Annotated in this window: 16 protein-coding genes; 9 read left to right on the top strand and 7 right to left on the bottom strand. The window is 65.3% G+C overall.

The genetic code is table 11. The annotated features are described in order from the left end of the window. The first annotated feature begins 2 nt into the window (after positions 1 to 2). On the top strand, positions 3 to 1,295 hold the full coding sequence (locus tag ABEA50_RS06295; RefSeq protein ID WP_345494076.1) for a DUF58 domain-containing protein: 1,293 nt from the start codon (positions 3 to 5) through the stop codon (positions 1,293 to 1,295). Between the two features lie 138 nt (positions 1,296 to 1,433). Here the strand turns inward: ABEA50_RS06295 and ABEA50_RS06290 are convergent, their stop codons facing one another. Beyond that, positions 1,434 to 2,066 (bottom strand): DUF3558 domain-containing protein, encoded by a 633-nt coding sequence (locus ABEA50_RS06290; protein ID WP_345494682.1) that lies wholly within the window; start codon positions 2,064 to 2,066, stop codon positions 1,434 to 1,436. After that, the gene (locus ABEA50_RS06285) at positions 2,066 to 2,440 is read right to left on the bottom strand and encodes a hypothetical protein (RefSeq protein WP_345494075.1); all 375 of its coding nucleotides are present in this window, start codon (positions 2,438 to 2,440) and stop codon (positions 2,066 to 2,068) included. The genes ABEA50_RS06290 and ABEA50_RS06285 overlap by 1 nt, the downstream gene beginning before the upstream one ends. 355 nt (positions 2,441 to 2,795) lie before the next feature. On the opposite strand from ABEA50_RS06285, the gene ABEA50_RS06280 reads away from it, so the two are divergent. Both ABEA50_RS06280 and ABEA50_RS06275 read left to right on the top strand, forming a co-directional pair. Next, positions 2,796 to 3,674, top strand: a complete 879-nt coding sequence (locus tag ABEA50_RS06280) for a helix-turn-helix domain-containing protein (RefSeq protein ID WP_345494074.1) — start codon at positions 2,796 to 2,798, stop codon at positions 3,672 to 3,674. Then, positions 3,671 to 3,874 (top strand): DUF397 domain-containing protein, encoded by a 204-nt coding sequence (locus ABEA50_RS06275; RefSeq protein ID WP_345494073.1) that lies wholly within the window; start codon positions 3,671 to 3,673, stop codon positions 3,872 to 3,874. The genes ABEA50_RS06280 and ABEA50_RS06275 overlap by 4 nt, the downstream gene beginning before the upstream one ends. 371 nt (positions 3,875 to 4,245) lie before the next feature. Here the strand turns inward: ABEA50_RS06275 and ABEA50_RS06270 are convergent, their stop codons facing one another. Then, the gene (locus ABEA50_RS06270; RefSeq protein ID WP_345494072.1) at positions 4,246 to 5,040 is read right to left on the bottom strand and encodes an RDD family protein; all 795 of its coding nucleotides are present in this window, start codon (positions 5,038 to 5,040) and stop codon (positions 4,246 to 4,248) included. A gap of 41 nt (positions 5,041 to 5,081) precedes the next feature. Between ABEA50_RS06270 and ABEA50_RS06265 the strand changes: the two genes are divergently transcribed. Continuing rightward, on the top strand, positions 5,082 to 6,071 hold the full coding sequence (locus ABEA50_RS06265) for a stage II sporulation protein M (RefSeq protein WP_345494071.1): 990 nt from the start codon (positions 5,082 to 5,084) through the stop codon (positions 6,069 to 6,071). Positions 6,072 to 7,004: 933 nt separating this feature from the next. Here the strand turns inward: ABEA50_RS06265 and ABEA50_RS06260 are convergent. After that, the gene (locus ABEA50_RS06260) at positions 7,005 to 8,456 is read right to left on the bottom strand and encodes a hypothetical protein (RefSeq protein ID WP_345494070.1); all 1,452 of its coding nucleotides are present in this window, start codon (positions 8,454 to 8,456) and stop codon (positions 7,005 to 7,007) included. Between ABEA50_RS06260 and ABEA50_RS06255 the strand changes: the two genes are divergently transcribed. Next, the gene (locus tag ABEA50_RS06255; RefSeq protein ID WP_345494068.1) at positions 8,455 to 9,090 is read left to right on the top strand and encodes a class I SAM-dependent methyltransferase; all 636 of its coding nucleotides are present in this window, start codon (positions 8,455 to 8,457) and stop codon (positions 9,088 to 9,090) included. The two genes, ABEA50_RS06260 and ABEA50_RS06255, sit on opposite strands and share 2 nt — an antisense overlap. Before the next feature lie 16 nt (positions 9,091 to 9,106). Here the strand turns inward: ABEA50_RS06255 and ABEA50_RS06250 are convergent, their stop codons facing one another. The 3 genes from ABEA50_RS06250 to ABEA50_RS06240 form a co-directional block, all read right to left on the bottom strand. Then, positions 9,107 to 9,877: an SDR family NAD(P)-dependent oxidoreductase gene (locus ABEA50_RS06250; RefSeq protein ID WP_345494066.1), complete on the bottom strand. Its 771-nt coding sequence runs from the start codon at positions 9,875 to 9,877 to the stop codon at positions 9,107 to 9,109. 150 nt (positions 9,878 to 10,027) lie between these two features. After that, positions 10,028 to 10,717, bottom strand: a complete 690-nt coding sequence (locus ABEA50_RS06245; protein WP_345494065.1) for a hypothetical protein — start codon at positions 10,715 to 10,717, stop codon at positions 10,028 to 10,030. A 445-nt stretch (positions 10,718 to 11,162) separates the two neighbouring features. Then, a complete protein-coding gene (locus tag ABEA50_RS06240; RefSeq protein WP_345494064.1) occupies positions 11,163 to 11,894 on the bottom strand; it encodes a GNAT family N-acetyltransferase in 732 nt (243 codons plus the stop codon). Positions 11,895 to 12,300: 406 nt separating this feature from the next. On the opposite strand from ABEA50_RS06240, the gene ABEA50_RS06235 reads away from it, so the two are divergent. The 4 genes from ABEA50_RS06235 to ABEA50_RS06220 all read left to right on the top strand — a co-directional run bounded on the left by ABEA50_RS06235 (position 12,301) and on the right by ABEA50_RS06220 (position 16,800). After that, positions 12,301 to 13,515, top strand: a complete 1,215-nt coding sequence (locus tag ABEA50_RS06235) for an LLM class flavin-dependent oxidoreductase (RefSeq protein ID WP_345494063.1) — start codon at positions 12,301 to 12,303, stop codon at positions 13,513 to 13,515. An 11-nt stretch (positions 13,516 to 13,526) separates the two neighbouring features. Continuing rightward, positions 13,527 to 14,888 (top strand): NtaA/DmoA family FMN-dependent monooxygenase, encoded by a 1,362-nt coding sequence (locus tag ABEA50_RS06230; protein WP_345494062.1) that lies wholly within the window; start codon positions 13,527 to 13,529, stop codon positions 14,886 to 14,888. A 172-nt stretch (positions 14,889 to 15,060) separates the two neighbouring features. Further along, complete coding sequence (locus tag ABEA50_RS06225) at positions 15,061 to 15,384, top strand: hypothetical protein (RefSeq protein WP_345494061.1); 324 nt, start codon at positions 15,061 to 15,063, stop codon at positions 15,382 to 15,384. Between the two features lie 15 nt (positions 15,385 to 15,399). Continuing rightward, positions 15,400 to 16,800, top strand: coding sequence for an NAD-dependent succinate-semialdehyde dehydrogenase (locus tag ABEA50_RS06220; protein WP_345494060.1), 1,401 nt, complete (start codon positions 15,400 to 15,402; stop codon positions 16,798 to 16,800). The last annotated feature ends 4 nt before the right edge of the window (positions 16,801 to 16,804 follow it).

Raw genomic sequence — 16,804 nt, 5'->3', positions numbered from 1 at the left:
GCGTGGTCGTCACGGGTCGGCTCGCCGCGCTCGCGGCGCTGGCAGCGGTGGTGGCCGTACTGGTGCCCTCGTGGCTCACCGTTGTCGTAGCCACGCTGGTGTTGGCGATCGCGGGGTTCCTCGACGCCGCGCTCGCGGGTGACGCCGCCGAATTGACCTTGACGCGGCCGGAACTGACGACGGTTCGGCTCGGTCGCACGGGCGAGGTGGAACTGGTCGCGGTGAATGCCGGTCTCAGGACGATGCACGCGACGCTGTGGGACGACTGGCCCGACAGCGCCGGTGTCGAGAACCGCACCCATCGACTGCGCTTGGCACCCAAGACCACGGCGCGGTTGGCCACCCGCGTCACTCCGACAGTGCGCGGCGATCGGGTAGCGGGTGCGGTCACCGTGCGCATGGTGGGCCCACTCGGGTTGGCGGGCAGGCAGACTCGCCACACCGTGCCCGCACGAGTGCGCGCCCTGCCGCCGTTTCGCAGCGAACGCCTGTTGCGCTCGAAGGTGCGGCGGCTGCGACACCTCGAGGGCAGCAATGTCGCCGACCGTCGCGGCCAGGGCAGCGAATTCGATTCGTTTCGTGAGTACGTCCCCGGTGACGATGTCCGCGCGATCGATTGGCGCGCCACCGCACGCGCCACCGATGTGCTGGTGCGCACGTGGCGCCCGGAACGCAACCGGCACATCCTGATGCTGCTCGACACCGGCCGCACCAGTGCGGGTTTGGTCGGGTCGAGCACCAGGCTCGACGCGAGCATCGAAGCCGCGCTGCTGCTTGGTGCGCTCGCCGCGGCGGGCGGCGACACCGTCGACCTACTCGCCTACGACAGCGTGCCGCGCGCCGAGATGCGCGGAGTCGGCGGAAAGAATCTGCCCACGAAATTGATGCACGCCATGGCGGGTCTGACCCCCACCTTGGTCGACACCGACATCGCGGCCATGGTGCGCGCCGCCCTCCAGCGCGCTCGCCGAGGCAGCCTGATCGTCTGGTTCACCACCCTCGACCACGCCACCGTCGAGGAGAACCTCCTGCCCGCACTCCCCGCCCTCCAACAACGCCACCGCGTTCTCATCGTCTCGGTCACCGACCCCGACATCGCCGAGGCCGCCACCCGCCGAGAAACCCTAGACGACCTCTACACCGCGGCCGCCGCCGAAACCATCCTCACCGACCGAGCCCAGGCCCAAGATTCCCTCCGCCACAAGGCAATAGCGGTAATAACCACCACCCCCACCCACCTCCCGGACGCCCTAGCCGACGAATACCTCGAACGAAAACGCTCCGCCACCCTCTAACCCCAAACCCGAGCACCAAGATCACCAGGACACCCAGCGGGCCGCACCCCGAAACCACCACGCCCATGTCCTGGTGATCTACCAAACCCTGGGGGCCGCGCCCGATGACTTGCGGGGGGTGTACCCCGTGGGGGCTGGTTAGTTGTCCTTGCCGATTTCCGGTTCGATTGTCGCGGCGATGTTTTGGATGTCGTCGCAGGTGTCCGCCTCCGGGGAGGCGAATCGGGTGAGGTCGACGGCGAGCTGCACGAAGCCGACCTTCGTCTGAATGTCTATCTCGCAGCTTCCTAGGCCATCTGGATCGCGGAACTGTAATGCACTGCGTCCGTTGATGTTTGTGGGCTGGCTATATGAGCCGACCTTCGCTAGGTTCTCTTCCCAGGTCGCATTGCCGGAGTTCATTCGCAACTTGCGGTCTTTTGACGTAACTATGCAGGTCAAAAAGGAATATTCGGCGACTATATCGTCTAATCGTCGCCGCGAGGAGGGATCGAATCCCGCTCGCTGCAGCGCACTGTTGCTGACCCAGGTGCAAGGGTCGAAGACAATGGGGGGGCGGCCACTATCGACCGCGGACTTCTTGTCTTGTGGTGGGGGCTGCAACTTCGAATCGGTAATCGTCGGCCTAGCCGCTTGCGTGCCGGTTGAGCCTTCACCGGACTGACTCACATCCTCACCAGATTGGGGCGCGCCCTCGCTGGCCGAGCAGCCGACTCCGACTGCCGCAAGGGTGATCGCCAGTAGTCCAGTCAGAAGAGCGCGGGCTGGCATCATTGCTTGGGGACCTCCGAGGTAGCAATCCTTATCGACTGCGCAGACAGCGCGTCTGCTTCTTCTATCAGCTGCCCGGCCCGCATGTAGGCCGCTGCCATCTTCAGTGCGGCTTCTATCATTCCCTTCAGAGCTTCCACCAACTCCGCCCCCTTGTTGGAAAAGCCGCCCTGAAGCGCAATCGCAGACTCGAACCCTCCGAAACCTTTCAGCGCCATGAGGTTGGTTGCTCGGTCAAGTTCCGGCTCCAACGTCGTGTCGACAAGCCTGGTGTAGACCTCAGCGCAGCGACGGGCGGCATCGGCATCCATCCGGAATGTTCCCCCGGCAGCCTGTTCGTACAGCGCGTTCGCGGCTGACTGTCCGACTTCCATCACTTACCCCCCAACGACCTATGGCACGTGCCCGACTACCTTACTGGACGCGTGGATGCGGCGATCGGTTCCAGTGGGATGGCGGGACGGCCGGATCGGAATCGGCCCCTGCGGGTTTGGTGCGATTGACGTGCGGGGGATCGACGCGCGTCGAGTTCGGTTGAACTGGAGAGTGTCGCGGGTCGCTCGCACGTCGAGTGGGATTGTGCCGGTGACCGACTGGGTACTGCGACGCCGAAATATGCATTATTTCCTGGCGTTATGCGTCGATAGCATGAAAAAATCTGCTGGTGGTGCGGCCGGGGTCGTGGCGTGGTCTGCTGGCACCGGTGATGAAACCTGAAGGGAGGCGGGCATGTCGGAGGATGGGTCGACGCTGGCGCGGCGGCAGTTGGGGAAGTACCTGCGGAATGGGCGCGACGAGTGCGGCTTCACGATTCAACAAGTGGCAGAGCTGATCGAGCGCAGCGCTAGCACGTTGCAGCGGATCGAAAAGGGGACCGCTGTTCGAATCCGCACCATCGACCTGGAAGCGCTGTGCAAGATCTATGGGTTCGGCCCCGAACAGTTACGGGCGATGAAAGGTCTTGCGACGCAGGGAAGTGAGCAGAGTTGGTGGTGTGAATATGGCGACGCGGTCCCGACGAACTTCGACTTCTACGTTGAGTTGGAGGCATCCGCGAGGCAGCTCACGAGCTACGAACCGGAATTCGTGCCGGGGCTGTTACAGACTCCCGCCTACACAGGCGTTCTCATCAGAACTGCCAACCCCACTGACAATACCGAGGAACATATGCGTCGAGTGCAGCTGCGGACACGTCGGCAGCTGAGAATCGCCCGCAAGCACCACCCGGTAATACTCGATGTGATCGTGCGGGAGTCGGTTCTTCGCGGGCTGGTCGGTAGCCCAAAAATTATGGCGACACAGCTGAGATACCTCGCCGAGGCGAGCACACGACCCAACGTGAACGTACAGGTCCTGCCGTTCAGTGCGGGATTTCCTGTTGCTGATCCCATCGGCCCATTCGTGATCATGGAGTTCGGGATGAGCAAGCAGGGACAGATGGTGGAGCCGCCGGTGGTTTACACGGAAAGATCAACGGGCGGATTGTATTTCGCGAAGCCAGCCGCACTCGAGCACTATCATCAGAGTTACGAGAGCCTCCGGCGCAGTGCCATGGACGCCGTTGACAGCCGCGCTCTACTCAGGAAAGTCGCGAAGGAGTACGCATGAACGTCGATCTGGTCGATGCCGCATGGTTCAAGAGCAGTCGTAGCGGTGCCTCCGAAAACTGTGTTGAGGTGGCTTTTCTCTCCAGTAATCTTGTCGGCGTTCGTGATTCGAAAAACATCTCCGGCCCCGCACTGACCTTCACTCCGGCCGAGTGGTCGACCTTCACCGCGGCAACCGCCCGCGGCGAGTTCGACAGCTGAGAGTTCCACCGCGTTTCACGACGCCCGGTTGAGCTCGAAGAACTCTTGCAGGGTCGCGGAATTCGTGGCCACTGTCTCGAATTGATGGCTACTCGGTGGCCAACGGACCATCGTTCTGAGACTCCGCAGGTCAGCGAGCTGCGCAGCGCGCCGATTCTGATGTCCAACGGGCAAATTGGCCATCGAAGTGAGAGCGACGGCGGTGGCCACGTCGTGAGGCAACCGGAAACCGCTGGTCGGGCAGCGCGAGTGGCCGCGACTTTCGAGACCCGACAACTCGCCGGGCTCCGGCGCTGGAACTCGGTACCGGATCGGGTACCTTCGGCCAGCGCGGGGGACCTCACCAACCCGCGCTCGTCCTTCGGGCATCGCTATCCGGCGACAACCGCGCCGAAGTTCACCGGAGAAACCGGTGGCGGCAGCGGCAACGCACGCCGCTGTCGCTCCGCGAGCACAGCACCGAGAATCTGCACCGGCGGGTACTCCTGCGGGGCCGCGACCCGCAACGCACCGCAGACCGCGATCACCAAGGCGACGCCGAGCTCGTGCTGAGTTCGCGGAGTCAATGTGGGTGTTCTGGTGAGGTATTGGCGTACCGAGCGGGCGAGGTCGTCGGGCACATCAGCCAGCGTCAGCCCACCGGCCCACTGCGTCAACCACGGCGGTGGCGTGACCAGAGCGGGCAGCGGCAGCGACTGCCGATCGTGCACGACGAGGGTTCCCGCGAGTACGTCACCGACGCGCCTGGCCTCGGGCGAGCACAGGGAGGTGAGTACCGCGATGATGCCGAAGCCGCCGAGCATCCAGAAGTCCACGATCGCACCGGTCAGCCCACGGGTGAGTGCGTGGCGGAAGTCGATCGGGCCGCCGTCGGCGCGCACGACCCGCAGCCCGACAATGAGTTTCCCGGCGGTGCGTCCGCGCAGCGCGGTTTCGCAGGCGATGGGGTATCCGGCGAGTACGAGGACGAGCGTGACGAGCAGGGCGACATTCGTCCAGGCTTTGTCCAACCCCTGTGGCAGCAGGGTCGTCGCGATCACGAAGACCAGCACCGCACCGAGCACCGCCTGCACGATCAGATCGATCAGGAAGGCGGTGGCCCTGGTGGGGATCCGCGCGATCGGCAGCTCGACGGCCACCGCCTCGCCGGTTGTGAACTCAGCCATGTCGATAGCATTCTTCCCATCGGGGTCGTGGGAGGCAACCAATGGACATAGACGCCTACAGCTACACCCACCGTGGGGGTTGGCACCGGCTGGATCAGCTGTCGCGGCGGCGTCAGCTCAGCGGCGCCGAGGTGGACGAGCTGATCGGCCTGTACCGCCGCACCGCACGGCAATTGGCGCTCTTGCAGCAGCACGGCGCCGACCAGGAGCTCCTCGGGGCTCTCGGCGCGGTGTTGACGCGGGCGCGTGGCCGGGTGCTCGGCACCCGTTCGAACACGTGGCGGTCGGCGGGGCGGTTCTTCACGCATCGATTTCCCGCCGCCGTGTACCGGGTATGGCCGTGGTGGGTCGGCGTCGCGGTGGTGTTCCTGGTGATCTCGGCCGGGTTGAGTTATTGGGTGGCCGAATTCGATTCGGCGCGTGGGCTTCTCGGCCTGCCCAAGGATCATTCCGGCGTGACCGCACCCGGCGGCGCGTTCGAGACGTATTACAGCGCGCATCCCAACGGCGCGTTCGCCGCGCAGGTGTGGTCGAACAACGCGTGGGTGTGCGCGATCGCCTTGTTCACGGGCGTGTTGACGCTGCCAGCGGTGTATCTGCTTTTCATGAACGCGCTCAATCTGGGTGTCAGCGCGGGGTTGATGGCCGATGCCGGTCGACTGGACTCGTTCTTCGGATTCATCCTCCCGCACGGCACGCTCGAGCTCACGGCGGTATTCGTGGCGGGCGGGGCCGGGCTGAAGCTGGGGTGGACCCTGATCGACCCCGGCCGCTCCGGTCGAGTGGCCGCGCTGGCCGGACAGGGGCGAGCCACGGCGACGCTCGCACTCGGTTTGGTAGGCGTGTTGGCGGTGAGTGGCGTGCTGGAAGGTTTCCTCACGCCGAGCGCGCTGCCCGCACCGGTCCGCGTCGCGATCGGGCTGTGCGCGGAGGCGGTGTTCCTGGCGTATGTGTTCGGAGCCGGGCGCAACGCCGAGCGGGAGCGACGTCGGTGCACCGATACGACGTCCGGTGATAACTGGCCGCTATAGCACCCTGCGCTCGTCAGCGCATCTTCTCGAGGCGCAGGTACGAGGCGGTACTCAGACAGACAACGGTGAGCACACGCACTGTGAGCCGGATGCGGAGAGCTGGCAGCAACGGCACGCAATCGTGCGCTGACCTTCGGTGTGGAGTCCCCCATTTGAGTTCCGCTGGCCGCAGCGAGTCGTGCTCAGCTGCGGCCAGCGTTACCGTTGACTCTACACAATCGTTATCGCTGTGCAACCACCTTCGCCAGCATCGATCGGTATAAGCAGCACGCCAGCAAACCTCTCGACTACCCCGGATTTACCTGTTTCCAGCTAACTTCCGGCAGCGACATCGCCGCGGTCCTCCAGCGCGGAAGACGCGTTTCCGTGAACGGCCGCGACCAGGCGTCTTTATCCATCACAGGATGAATACAAACCTCGCGCGAAAGATTTGCCAGGTCATCACAATAGAGCCGTCAACGGTGTTGAAAAGTGCTATCTAGCTGGGATTTTACCGTATGGTTATCTAGATAGCCAGAGGTTGTTATAGACAAAAAAGACCAGGAGTTTGTTTGCAAGGCAATAAACCTGACCAACTAGCAGTAGATCAGTTGTTGGACATGCCTACATCTTGCCAAGGTCAGAATTAACCAGTTGCGAGATACCCGGTGCATGTGCACCCGCACACGCACCGATCAGCAGCACAACCGCAACAAAAATTGGCCCTGTGATCTACGACTCATTTACTCGAGCACCACGGAGAATTAGACGAATCCGACGGCGTCCTCGGTCGAGAGACGCCGCTGAACCCGACACTTCATCGGCGAAGTACACCCGCCGCGTGGCGTGACGACGGTGGCGCGGCACCGTGCACACGCGGCAGCCGATCGCACGACCGCTGGCGCGATCGCCGAAGGAGCCGACGCCGGGTTGCACCCGGGCGGGCGATATCCCTCAGCCGACGCGCAGCACCCCGGTCACCGTGCCCTGCAGGATCCGGCGATCGTCGGTGAGCAACGGCGAGGTCTGCAACGGATCATCGACCACCGTTCCCGGCAGCGGATGACGCGACGCGATGGCGCCCGTCGCGGGATCGATGGTGGTCAGCTCGAAGCCGTCCAGTGGCGTTGTGGCATCGGGGCCGTTCCTGGTCACCGTGTAGATCAGGTCGTCGGCCGTGGACAGGTGCGGCACCGCCGCGCTACGAATCCTGGCGTCCCACACCGTGTCACACCCGGAGCCGGCGACATCGACCCTGGTCATCCCGCCGACGAACGGCGCGGTCGACGGCACGGCGTCACCGGCTCCTTCCGGCACCGCCGGATATGGATATCCGTAGGTACTGGCCACGAAGACCGAGTTACCCACGCCGATCGGCGAATTCTCGCTTCCCGCACCGCCCTCGGTGAGCACCGGCGTCTTGCACAGCAGCTCGCCGCTGCCGGAACCGAAGACCAACAGGTTCACCTGGCCGTCGGCGTTGTCGACCATCGTCAGATAGTCCGCGCCGGTATCCGGGCCGAAGTAGGTGGGGGTCGACCCGGTGCCCCCACTCAACTGGCCCGGCTTCCGTGCCGAACCACGGTCATACGGTGCGCGCCACAACACCTCGGGAGCGCCAGCCGGGTCGGCGTCGAGTTCGTAGAGCGCATGCGTGGTCGCGATCGCCACGCGGCCGCTCGGCGCGGCCGAAATGCTGTTGGCCACTTGCTCGTCGGCTGGCAGGTGCACCGTTGTCGCCGTACCGTCCTGAGCCACGACACCGACAACGCCCCGGCCCGTAGCGAACCAGACCCGACCCGACCAGTCCGCCACCAAACCGGCCACGTTGTCCCCCCGCGCGATCACCGATCCGAGATCGGCGGACACCGTGCTGCTCAGCTGCCACTTTCCGGCGGCATCTCTGGCGTGACCCACCCGCAGCAGCCGGTTCTCGCCGTCCACGACGACCAACCGATCCTCGTTGTCCAGGTAGGCGTAGACGCCGCCGAGCAGACTGCCCTTGGTCAGCGGCAACGTCGCCAGTGGCGCGGCGAACGGGCCTTCGGCGGCGGGGTCGAGCAGGTGGACGGTCGGGGTTCGGTCAGTGATCGTCGTGCACAACGCCACCACCAGATGGTCCCGGCCTTGCAGCAAGGTCGGGCAGGCGGAAGCGAGTGGGTAGGCCGAAACCGTCTCCGCCGAGCGGGGACCCGGCAACGGCGTCGCGTCCGAGGATCCCGCGTCACCGTGCATCGTCGCGGTTCCGACCGGCCCCAGGTAGGGGTTCGGCGCGGCCAACGGCCCGAAACCGGTGGCCGCCGCGGCACCGCAGGGAAGTACGGCGATCACGCAGGCCGCCAACAAGATCAAGGGTGAACGCGACACGATCGTCCTTCTGGTCGTAGCTGGATACGATGGCACCATGGCAAGTGTCCGCGCCCGTGCGCTCTCCACTCTCGCAGGTCAGCTGGGTCGCCCGCGCGGCGTGCTCGGTAAGGGCGTCGCATTCATCCTCAACCGGGGCAACCGACGCGCCGTACTCGGTGCGGTGGACGCGGCACAGCTCACGGCGGGATCGAGCGCCGCGGACGTCGGATTCGGTGGTGGCGTCGGACTCGCCGCGCTGCTCGACCGAGTCGGCGAAAACGGCACCGTGCACGGGATCGAGATCTCCGAGGACATGCTCGACCGAGCTCGAACCCGCCACGGAGCCGAGATCGCCTCGGGCCGAATAGCATTGGCCAAGGGTTCACTGACCGAACTACCCCTCGCCGACAACGCTCTCGACGCCGCGATCACCGTCAACACCGTCTATTTCGTGCAAGACCTCGACGCCGCCGCGACCGAACTTGCCAGAGTGGTGCGACCGGGCGGGCGGCTCGTCGTCGGGATCGGCGACCCGGAGGCGATGGCGAAGGCGCCGTTCACCGAATACGGCTTCACCCTGCGTCCGGTCGCCGAGGTGCGCGCGGCGCTGGAACGCGCGGGGTGCGCGGTCGAACAACGCGAGCTACCGAACACGCCGATCCCACACCACCTCTTGATCGCCACGCCCTAGCCGAGCCGCTCGGGACTCACATCAGCGCGCCGCCGTCGACCCGGATCTCCGTGCCGGTCATGTACCGACCATCGTCGGAGGCGACCATCGCGACCACACCCGCGATGTCCTCGGGCTGACCGAGCGCGCCGCCGTTCAACCAGCCGATCATCCGCGCGAACAGGCTGGGGTCGAAGCCTTCCGGCTGGTCGGCGATCGACTTGGTGGTGATATTGCTGACGATGCCCGCGGGCACGATGTTCACCGCGCGCAGTCCCTGCTTCGCGTATTCCAGCGCGATCGCGTGCGTGAACGCGGTAACGCCGCCCTTGGACGCCGCGTAGGAAGCGAGGTAGGGCGCCGCGCTGAAGGCCGCGGTCGAGGACAGGTTCACCACCACGCCGTTCCCGGTTTCCAATAACGCGGGCAACGCGGCCTGTGTCATGAGGAAGGTGCCGGTGAGGTTCACCCCGATCACCTGATTCCAGACCTCGAGCGGCAACTCGTGGGTGTGCGCGGGCCGCAGGACGCCCGCGGCGTTCACCAGCACATCCAATCCGCCGAGTTGTTCGAGCGCCGACGCGGTCGCCGCGCGCACCGAATCGGGGTCGGCGGTGTTCACGACCACGGTGCGCAATCGGTCGGCCGCGGCGTCGCCCACCTTGTCGACGGTGGCCGCGAGCCCTTCTTCGTTGATGTCGGCGGCGACCAATTCGGCACCTTCGTCGAGCAGCCGCATGGCGATGCCCTGCCCGATTCCCGATCCGGCTCCCGTCACCACCACGCGGCGGCCGTCAAATCTACGCATGGCAAGAATTAGAACAGGTTCTTGTTCGGTTCGGAAGTGGTTCGGCGATCACTGAACAGCCCAAACACCGACAGAGACGAGAACACCGACGCGGGCGCACCTTTCGGGTGCGCCCGCGTCGGTGCGTGGGTCGTGGATCCTATTCGAGGATCAGGGCTGGCCCTGCGCCAGCGCGGTCAGGGCGTCGATGAAGGGCTGCCCACCCTGCGCGGCACCGCCGGCGAGCGCGCCACCGACCAGGCCCAGCGGACCGGTCACGATGCTGAAGATCCCGAAGCCGAGCAGACCACCGATGAAGCCACCGATCATGCCGCCGGCGATCATGCCGAGCAGATTCTTGTTCACCTGCTCCTGGAAGTTCTCGAAGGAGTTGATGTCCTTCAGTTCGGAAATGTCGTCACCGCTCACCTTCGGCGTGAGAGCCAGGCTGTGCCCGTCTTCGGTGATCTGCGAATCAACCGGAATGGAACGACCGGCAACCTCGAACGTCAAAGGCACTTCGGTAACCGCGCTGCCGTTGTCGGCAATCAGCGTGGCGGTGTTTCCGTTGATTTCGAATCGACCCTCCTCGACGGTGGTGGTCACCGTCTTGGTGCTGTCGGCCAGCGTCGACTGGTAATCGATCCCCTGGTAATTGCCGGCTGTCGTCACGTCCTTGCTGGCCGACTCGGGCGCAGCGTTCGCGGTCCCCGCGCTGATTCCCACGGCAGCGATAGCGATGAACGCGGTGGCACCGAATTTACCGATCTTCATGTGATGAAGCCTCTCCCCATTAAAAATGCCCGCCCCGACTTGGACTGGGCTGCGAAACAGACAGTAGTGGGTCGGTTCCGGATTCATCTACCTGGATTGCCGATGAATCGGGCACGAACTCCGCCACCGCAAACCGCATTGATCCCGGGGAAGTAAGCCGAGACTCGAACATAGCTGCCTCTTTGCGAAAACCCGTGTACGACCGGATGATCACCCGCTTTCCACAGCCTTTCAATCGGAGATTACCTGGCATTTTGAGAAACTATCCACATATTCTCCAAAAGATAGCCAGGCACGGAAAAACAATTCACTCACAGGGGTTGTCAACAGAAATCCACAGGAAACATGACGCATCAAACATTCCGGTTCCATTATCTGCATCAGTAATTATGTGATTACAATCACCACCCCATTAGGGCAACAGGAGACGCCACCAAGTCGATGAATTAGGCCGCGCTTCCCTTTTCGCGCTACGTAATAGGTACGAGGCCAGCCATCGGCGTGCGCCTGTTACTCGTACGGAGAGCGCAGATCAGTCCTGCGGCGCCCGCACCAACGTCAATACCGAACGCTTACGCACCGTGAAACCCAACGATTCGTACACGCTGATCGCCGTGGTGTTTTCCGCGCGAGCATGCAGGAACGGCGTCTCGCCGCGCGCACGAATACCGGCTCCCACGGCACCGACCAGCCGCGAGGCAAAGCCGCGGCCACGAAATTCGGCGTCGGTGCACACCGCGCTGATCTCCGTCCAACCAGGCGGGTGCATGCGTTCGCCAGCCATCGCCACCAATCGACCACCCACGCGCAGGCCCAAATAGGTGCCCATTTCGATGGTGCGCGGCGCGAACGGTCCCGGCTGTGTGCGCTCGATCAGTGCGAGGATTTCCGGAACATCGGCCGTGCCGAGCACCTCCGCCCCTGGATCCTCGGCGACCAGGAGGCCGGAGCCCTCCAGCTGCACCGTCGGCATTTCGCCGAGCACCTGCCAACCTCGCGGCGCGACATAGCCGCCCCCGCGCAATGCGGTACTGCCGCCGGGTCCGAGAATCCTGGCGAGGTCGGCCCAGTCCTGCGCCTCCAGCGTCGGCGGATGTCCGATGAACTTGGCGACCTGGGGCTCATAACGCCCGATCCGACCCGACCAGACCGCGAACCGAGCATGCGCGCCGCGCAGCGACGTGCGAATCGGATCATCGAGCGGGTGCGGCAGGTCATTCGCGACCGAAGCGACTCCGCGATCGACGGCCGATTCCGTGGTCACCACACACCTCCACACAATCCACTGGGCAGACTACGAAACGTTAGCCAGCCACAGGACCGGAACGCACCGGTTACGCTCACGGCAATTCGGAATACGCGCGGCGCCCTCGACGGCGAGCGCGAACTCCCCTGCGCCGACCGAACTTACGGGCACACACCCACCGCGCGCACCCTATTTCTCCTGGCTCGAGCTGATCCCAACCGTTGACACCCCGCGCGCGGAAAAACCGTGCCACACGGCCACTGCCACGTCCACCACCTGGCCACGCGTTATCAAACCCCACCCACCGCCACCACGTCCGAACCGCCCGCGCCGGCCGGCGTGCGCCGACGCCGAGCACCCCTGGCCCGCCCACGCACCGCGTTACACCACGTGACATTTCGCGCAGGCACAGAAACGGGAGACGATGGCACCGAAACCACTGCATCTCGGCGTCGCGCTCGACGGCGCCGGTTGGCACCCCGCCGCGTGGCGGGAACCGAACTCGAGACCCACCGAACTGTTCACCCCGGAGTACTGGACAGATCTGGTCACCACCGCGCAGCGCGGACTGCTGGATTTCGTGAGCATCGAAGACAGCCTGACCATCCCCACTACGCGCCATGCCCCCGTCGACGACGCCATCGACCAGGTCAGGGCCAGGATCGACGCCGAACTGATCGCCGCGCGGGTCGCACCACGCACCGAACACATCGGCCTCATCCCCACCGTCACGACCACCCACACCGAGCCGTTCCACGTCTCGTCGGCGATCGCGACCCTCGACTACACCTCACGCGGGCGCGCTGGCTGGCAAGCACGCGTCTTCGGAAGTGTCGACGAGGCAAGCCATTTCGGTCGCCGCGAGCTGATCCGGCTCACGCAGGAGCAGATCGCCGCCTCGGGCCACTCCACCACGCCACCCGAACAGCTCACCGCGCTGTTCGACGAAGCCGGTGACGCCGTCGAGGTGGTACGACGACTGTGGGACAGCTGGGAAGACGGCGCCGAGATCCGCGATGTCGCCACCCGACGCTTCATCGACCGCGACAAACTGCACTACGTCGACTTCGAGGGCAAATATTTCAGCGTCCGAGGACCATCGATCACACCGCGTCCGCCGCAGGGACAACCCGTGATCGCCGCGCTCGCGCACGCTCCACTGGTGTACGAATTCGCCGCGCGGGGGGCTGATCTCGTCTTCATCACCCCGACCCGCGAAGCCGGACCCGGCCCGATCCTCGCGCAGATCGACGCGGCCGCGACGCAGGTGAATCGCACCGGCGAACCGCTCCAGGTGTACGCCGATCTCGTGGTCTTCCTCGACACCGAGAGCGCGAAAGGACAGCAGCGTCTGGCCAGCCTCGACGAACACTTCGGCGCCGAATTCCACTCCGACGCGGCGATATTCGCCGGGAGCGCCGACGAGCTGGTCGAGCTGCTGCGCCACTGGCAGAACCAGGGCATCGACGGAATCCGGTTACGGCCCGGCGTCGCCGTCGACGACCTCACCGCGATCACCGAGCGCCTCGTCCCCGCTTTGCAGCGCGCGAACGCCTTCCGCACCGGCTACCCCGACGGTTCGTTGCGCGCGTTGCTCGGCCTGCCCACCGACGTTCCCAACCGCTACGCGACTGCCTGAGCGAGGTCATCATGAGCACTCCCCGTAAGCAGGTCATCCTCGGCGCCTACCTCGGCGGCGTCAACCAGCACACCGCCTGGTGGCACCCCGAGGCAGGCAGCCAAATCGACTTCGGCACTTTCGAACACACCGCGCGCACCGCCGAGCGCGGCAAGTTCGACTTCTTCTTTCTCGCCGAGGGCCTGGTACTGCGCGAACGCGCGGGCAAGGTTTTCGACCAGGACATCATCGGGCGCCCCGACACCTTCACCGTGTTGGCCTCGCTCGCCGCGGTCACCGAACACCTCGGACTCGCGGGCACGATCAACGCCACCTTCAACGAGCCCTACGAGTTGGCCAGGCGTTTCGCCAGCCTCGACCACCTCTCCGGCGGCAGGGCGGCGTGGAATGTGGTGACCTCCTTCGACGCCTTCACCGGAGGAAACTTCCGGCGCGGCGGCTTCCTCGACCCCGCCGACCGCTACGTACGCGCCGAAGAAACCCTGAATGCCGTACGCGCGCTTTGGGACTCGTGGAACGTCGAGGATCTCGTCGCCGATCCAGCGACCGGCCGATTCCTCGCGCGCCCTGACGCGGGAGCCTTCGCCTTCCACGGCAAACAGTTCGACATCTCCGGCCGATTCACCGTGCCACGCAGTCCGCAGGGTCGACCGGTGGTGCTCCAGGCCGGTGTCTCGCCGCAGGGGCGCGCGTTCGCCGCCGCCAACGCCGACGCCATCTTCTCCCCGTTCGGCAAGCTGCCCGAGGCCGCCGACTTCTACCACGACATCAAGCAGCGCGCGGTCGCCGCGGGCCGCGCGGCCGAGGACATCAAGATCCTGCCCTCGGCGAGTTTCGTCCTCGGCGACACCGAGGCCGAGGCGATCGAGAAATACCACGCTGTCCGCGACGAACAGATCACCGGCCAGACCGCGCTCATCCTGTTGGAGCAGATCTGGAACCGTGACCTGTCCGGCTACGACCCGGAAGGACCCGTCCCCGATATCGACCCCGACCCCGACGCCGAACCGATCATCCGTGGACGCGCGTTCGTGCACCAAGACCGCTTCGCCACGGTCGAGCGGCTGCGCCAGGTCTCGGAAGCGAAGAAACTCACCCTCCGCGAGGTGGTGATCGACCAGTTCGAACGGGGACCCCTGGTCGGCACACCCGCGCAGGTCGCCGAGCAGATCGATGCGTTCGTCCAGAACAACGGCTCCGACGGCTTCATCATCGGCTCCCACCTGGTGCCTTGGGGCCTCGACGAATTCGTCGACCGGGTAGTCCCGCTCCTCCAGGATCGCGGTGCGCTGCGCACCGAATACACCGGAAACACGTTGCGCGACAACCTCGGTCTACCCAACGTGCGCGGTGCGACGACAGCAGAGGTCTGACCGCCCGAAGTTCAACCGCCGATGCGGCTGCGCGCCTGCTGAGCCGCATCGGCGGCGGTGTTTCGATCCACTTCTCCGACGAGCGATTGATTCGCTGTATCCGGGTAGTACGTCAGGCACAGGTGCGTCGACGGCGCATCGACCGCGTACGCGCAGGACAAGGAGTTTGGCGATGACACACTCGAGCGGAGCGTCCGACTATCCGCCGCAGCAGCACAACGACGAGTTTCCTGACACCGCGAGGACCACGCGCAGCCACGCCGGTGAGGCGCTCCAGGACGGCAAGAATGTTCCGAGCATCGTGCTGTGTGCCCTGGCGATCGTCGCGTTCGCGCTGGCACTGACCGCCGCCGGGTACGGGTTCGCCGGTTGGGCGATCATCGCGGGGATCGTCGGCGCCGTGTGCGCGATAGTCGGCGTGAGCTGGGCGGTCCTGGAACGTCGACGCATCAAGGCCAAGCAAGGACTCGCACTCACCGACCCACAGGGTCACTGATCACAGGAGGCACGTATGCCGATTGCCACGATCAACCCGGCCGACAACTCCACGGTCAAGGAATTCGACGAGCTCACCGATCAGCAGATCGACGCGGCCATCGACGCCGCCGACACCGCCTATGCGTCATGGAGCGCCACCAGCGTCGCCGAGCGCGCCGCGATCGTCGGGCGTGCCGCGCGACTCATGGCCGATCGTGCCGACGAACTCGCACCGTTGCTGACCTTGGAGATGGGCAAGCTCATCGGTGAGAGCAAGTGGGAGGTCGGTCTGGCGTCCTCGATTCTGCGGTACTACGCCGACAACGGCGAAGCGATGCTCGCCGACGAGACCATCGACGTGGAGAGCGGCTCGGCCATCGTGCGCACCGCGCCCATCGGTGCGCTGCTCGGAGTGATGCCGTGGAACTTCCCGCTGTACCAGGTGGTTCGCTTCGTCGGCCCGAATCTGGTGCTCGGCAACACGACGTTGATCAAGCACGCGGGGAACTGTCCGCAGTCGGCCTTGGCGCTGGAGAAGCTGTTCGCCGACGCGGGTGCACCGGAAGGCGTGTACACCAATCTCTTCCTCTCCGGCTCGCGCACCTCGGCGCTGGTCGACAACCCCAAGATCAAGGGCGTCTCCCTGACCGGCAGCGAAGGCGCTGGTGCCAGTGTCGGCGAGCGCGCGGGCAAAAACCTGAAAAAGGCGGTGCTCGAACTCGGTGGCAGCGACCCGTTCATCGTCCTCGACGACGCGGGCGATTTCGCCAGGCTCATCGAGGGTGCCGCGACCGGCCGGATGGCCAATACCGGGCAGAGCTGTGTGGCCGCGAAGCGGTTCTTCGTACACCGAGACCTCTACGATAATTTCGTGCAGGGTCTCGCCGAGGCACTCGGCGACCTGCGCCCGGGCGACCCGATGGACAAGTCGACCACCCTTGGCCCGCTTTCCTCGCAGAAGGCGCTGGAAGAACTCGATGAGATCGTGCGCGACGCGCTCGACAAGGGCGCGACCGCGGTCGTCGGCGGCGGCCGGGTCGATCGACCCGGCGCCTACTTCCAGGCCACGGTGCTCACCGACGTCGCACCGGGCATGCGTGCCTACAACGAGGAATTGTTCGGCCCCGTCGCGGTGGTCTACCCGGTGGACAACGCCGACGACGCCGTGCACAAGGCGAACGCGTCCAGCTACGGACTCGGCGCCACCGTGTACACCGGTGACACCGCCGCCGCGGAAGCGGTGGCCGACCGGCTGGAGAACGGCATGGTGTGGATCAACCACCCCACCGGGACCGCGCCCGAACTGCCGTTCGGCGGCGTGAAGCGTTCCGGTTTCGGCCGTGAACTCTCACACTTCGGCATCGGAGAGTTCGCCAACCACAAGCTCATTCGCACCATCGCCACGGATTCGAAGATCGCGGCGGCCGGCGGATAGTCAG

The organism is Nocardia callitridis (assembly GCF_039543305.1).
GTDB classification, from domain to species: domain Bacteria; phylum Actinomycetota; class Actinomycetes; order Mycobacteriales; family Mycobacteriaceae; genus Nocardia; species Nocardia callitridis.
The sequence above is the reverse complement of the archived record's forward strand: the minus strand, read 5'-3'. Positions and strand labels throughout refer to the sequence as shown.

What these genes read in the sequence shown, in the direction of transcription:
- ABEA50_RS06230 (WP_345494062.1), top strand. Translation starts at nt 13,527, where the DNA reads ATGAGCACTCCCCGTAAGCAGGTCATCCTCGGCGCCTACCTCGGCGGC.
- ABEA50_RS06235 (WP_345494063.1), top strand. Translation starts at nt 12,301, where the DNA reads ATGGCACCGAAACCACTGCATCTCGGCGTCGCGCTCGACGGCGCCGGT.
- ABEA50_RS06265 (WP_345494071.1), top strand. Translation starts at nt 5,082, where the DNA reads ATGGACATAGACGCCTACAGCTACACCCACCGTGGGGGTTGGCACCGG.
- ABEA50_RS06245 (WP_345494065.1), bottom strand. Translation starts at nt 10,717, where the DNA reads ATGAATCCGGAACCGACCCACTACTGTCTGTTTCGCAGCCCAGTCCAA.
- ABEA50_RS06225 (WP_345494061.1), top strand. Translation starts at nt 15,061, where the DNA reads ATGACACACTCGAGCGGAGCGTCCGACTATCCGCCGCAGCAGCACAAC.
- ABEA50_RS06280 (WP_345494074.1), top strand. Translation starts at nt 2,796, where the DNA reads ATGTCGGAGGATGGGTCGACGCTGGCGCGGCGGCAGTTGGGGAAGTAC.
- ABEA50_RS06285 (WP_345494075.1), bottom strand. Translation starts at nt 2,440, where the DNA reads ATGGAAGTCGGACAGTCAGCCGCGAACGCGCTGTACGAACAGGCTGCC.
- ABEA50_RS06290 (WP_345494682.1), bottom strand. Translation starts at nt 2,066, where the DNA reads ATGCCAGCCCGCGCTCTTCTGACTGGACTACTGGCGATCACCCTTGCG.
- ABEA50_RS06260 (WP_345494070.1), bottom strand. Translation starts at nt 8,456, where the DNA reads ATGGTGCCATCGTATCCAGCTACGACCAGAAGGACGATCGTGTCGCGT.
- ABEA50_RS06275 (WP_345494073.1), top strand. Translation starts at nt 3,671, where the DNA reads ATGAACGTCGATCTGGTCGATGCCGCATGGTTCAAGAGCAGTCGTAGC.
- ABEA50_RS06270 (WP_345494072.1), bottom strand. Translation starts at nt 5,040, where the DNA reads ATGGCTGAGTTCACAACCGGCGAGGCGGTGGCCGTCGAGCTGCCGATC.
- ABEA50_RS06220 (WP_345494060.1), top strand. Translation starts at nt 15,400, where the DNA reads ATGCCGATTGCCACGATCAACCCGGCCGACAACTCCACGGTCAAGGAA.
- ABEA50_RS06250 (WP_345494066.1), bottom strand. Translation starts at nt 9,877, where the DNA reads ATGCGTAGATTTGACGGCCGCCGCGTGGTGGTGACGGGAGCCGGATCG.
- ABEA50_RS06255 (WP_345494068.1), top strand. Translation starts at nt 8,455, where the DNA reads ATGGCAAGTGTCCGCGCCCGTGCGCTCTCCACTCTCGCAGGTCAGCTG.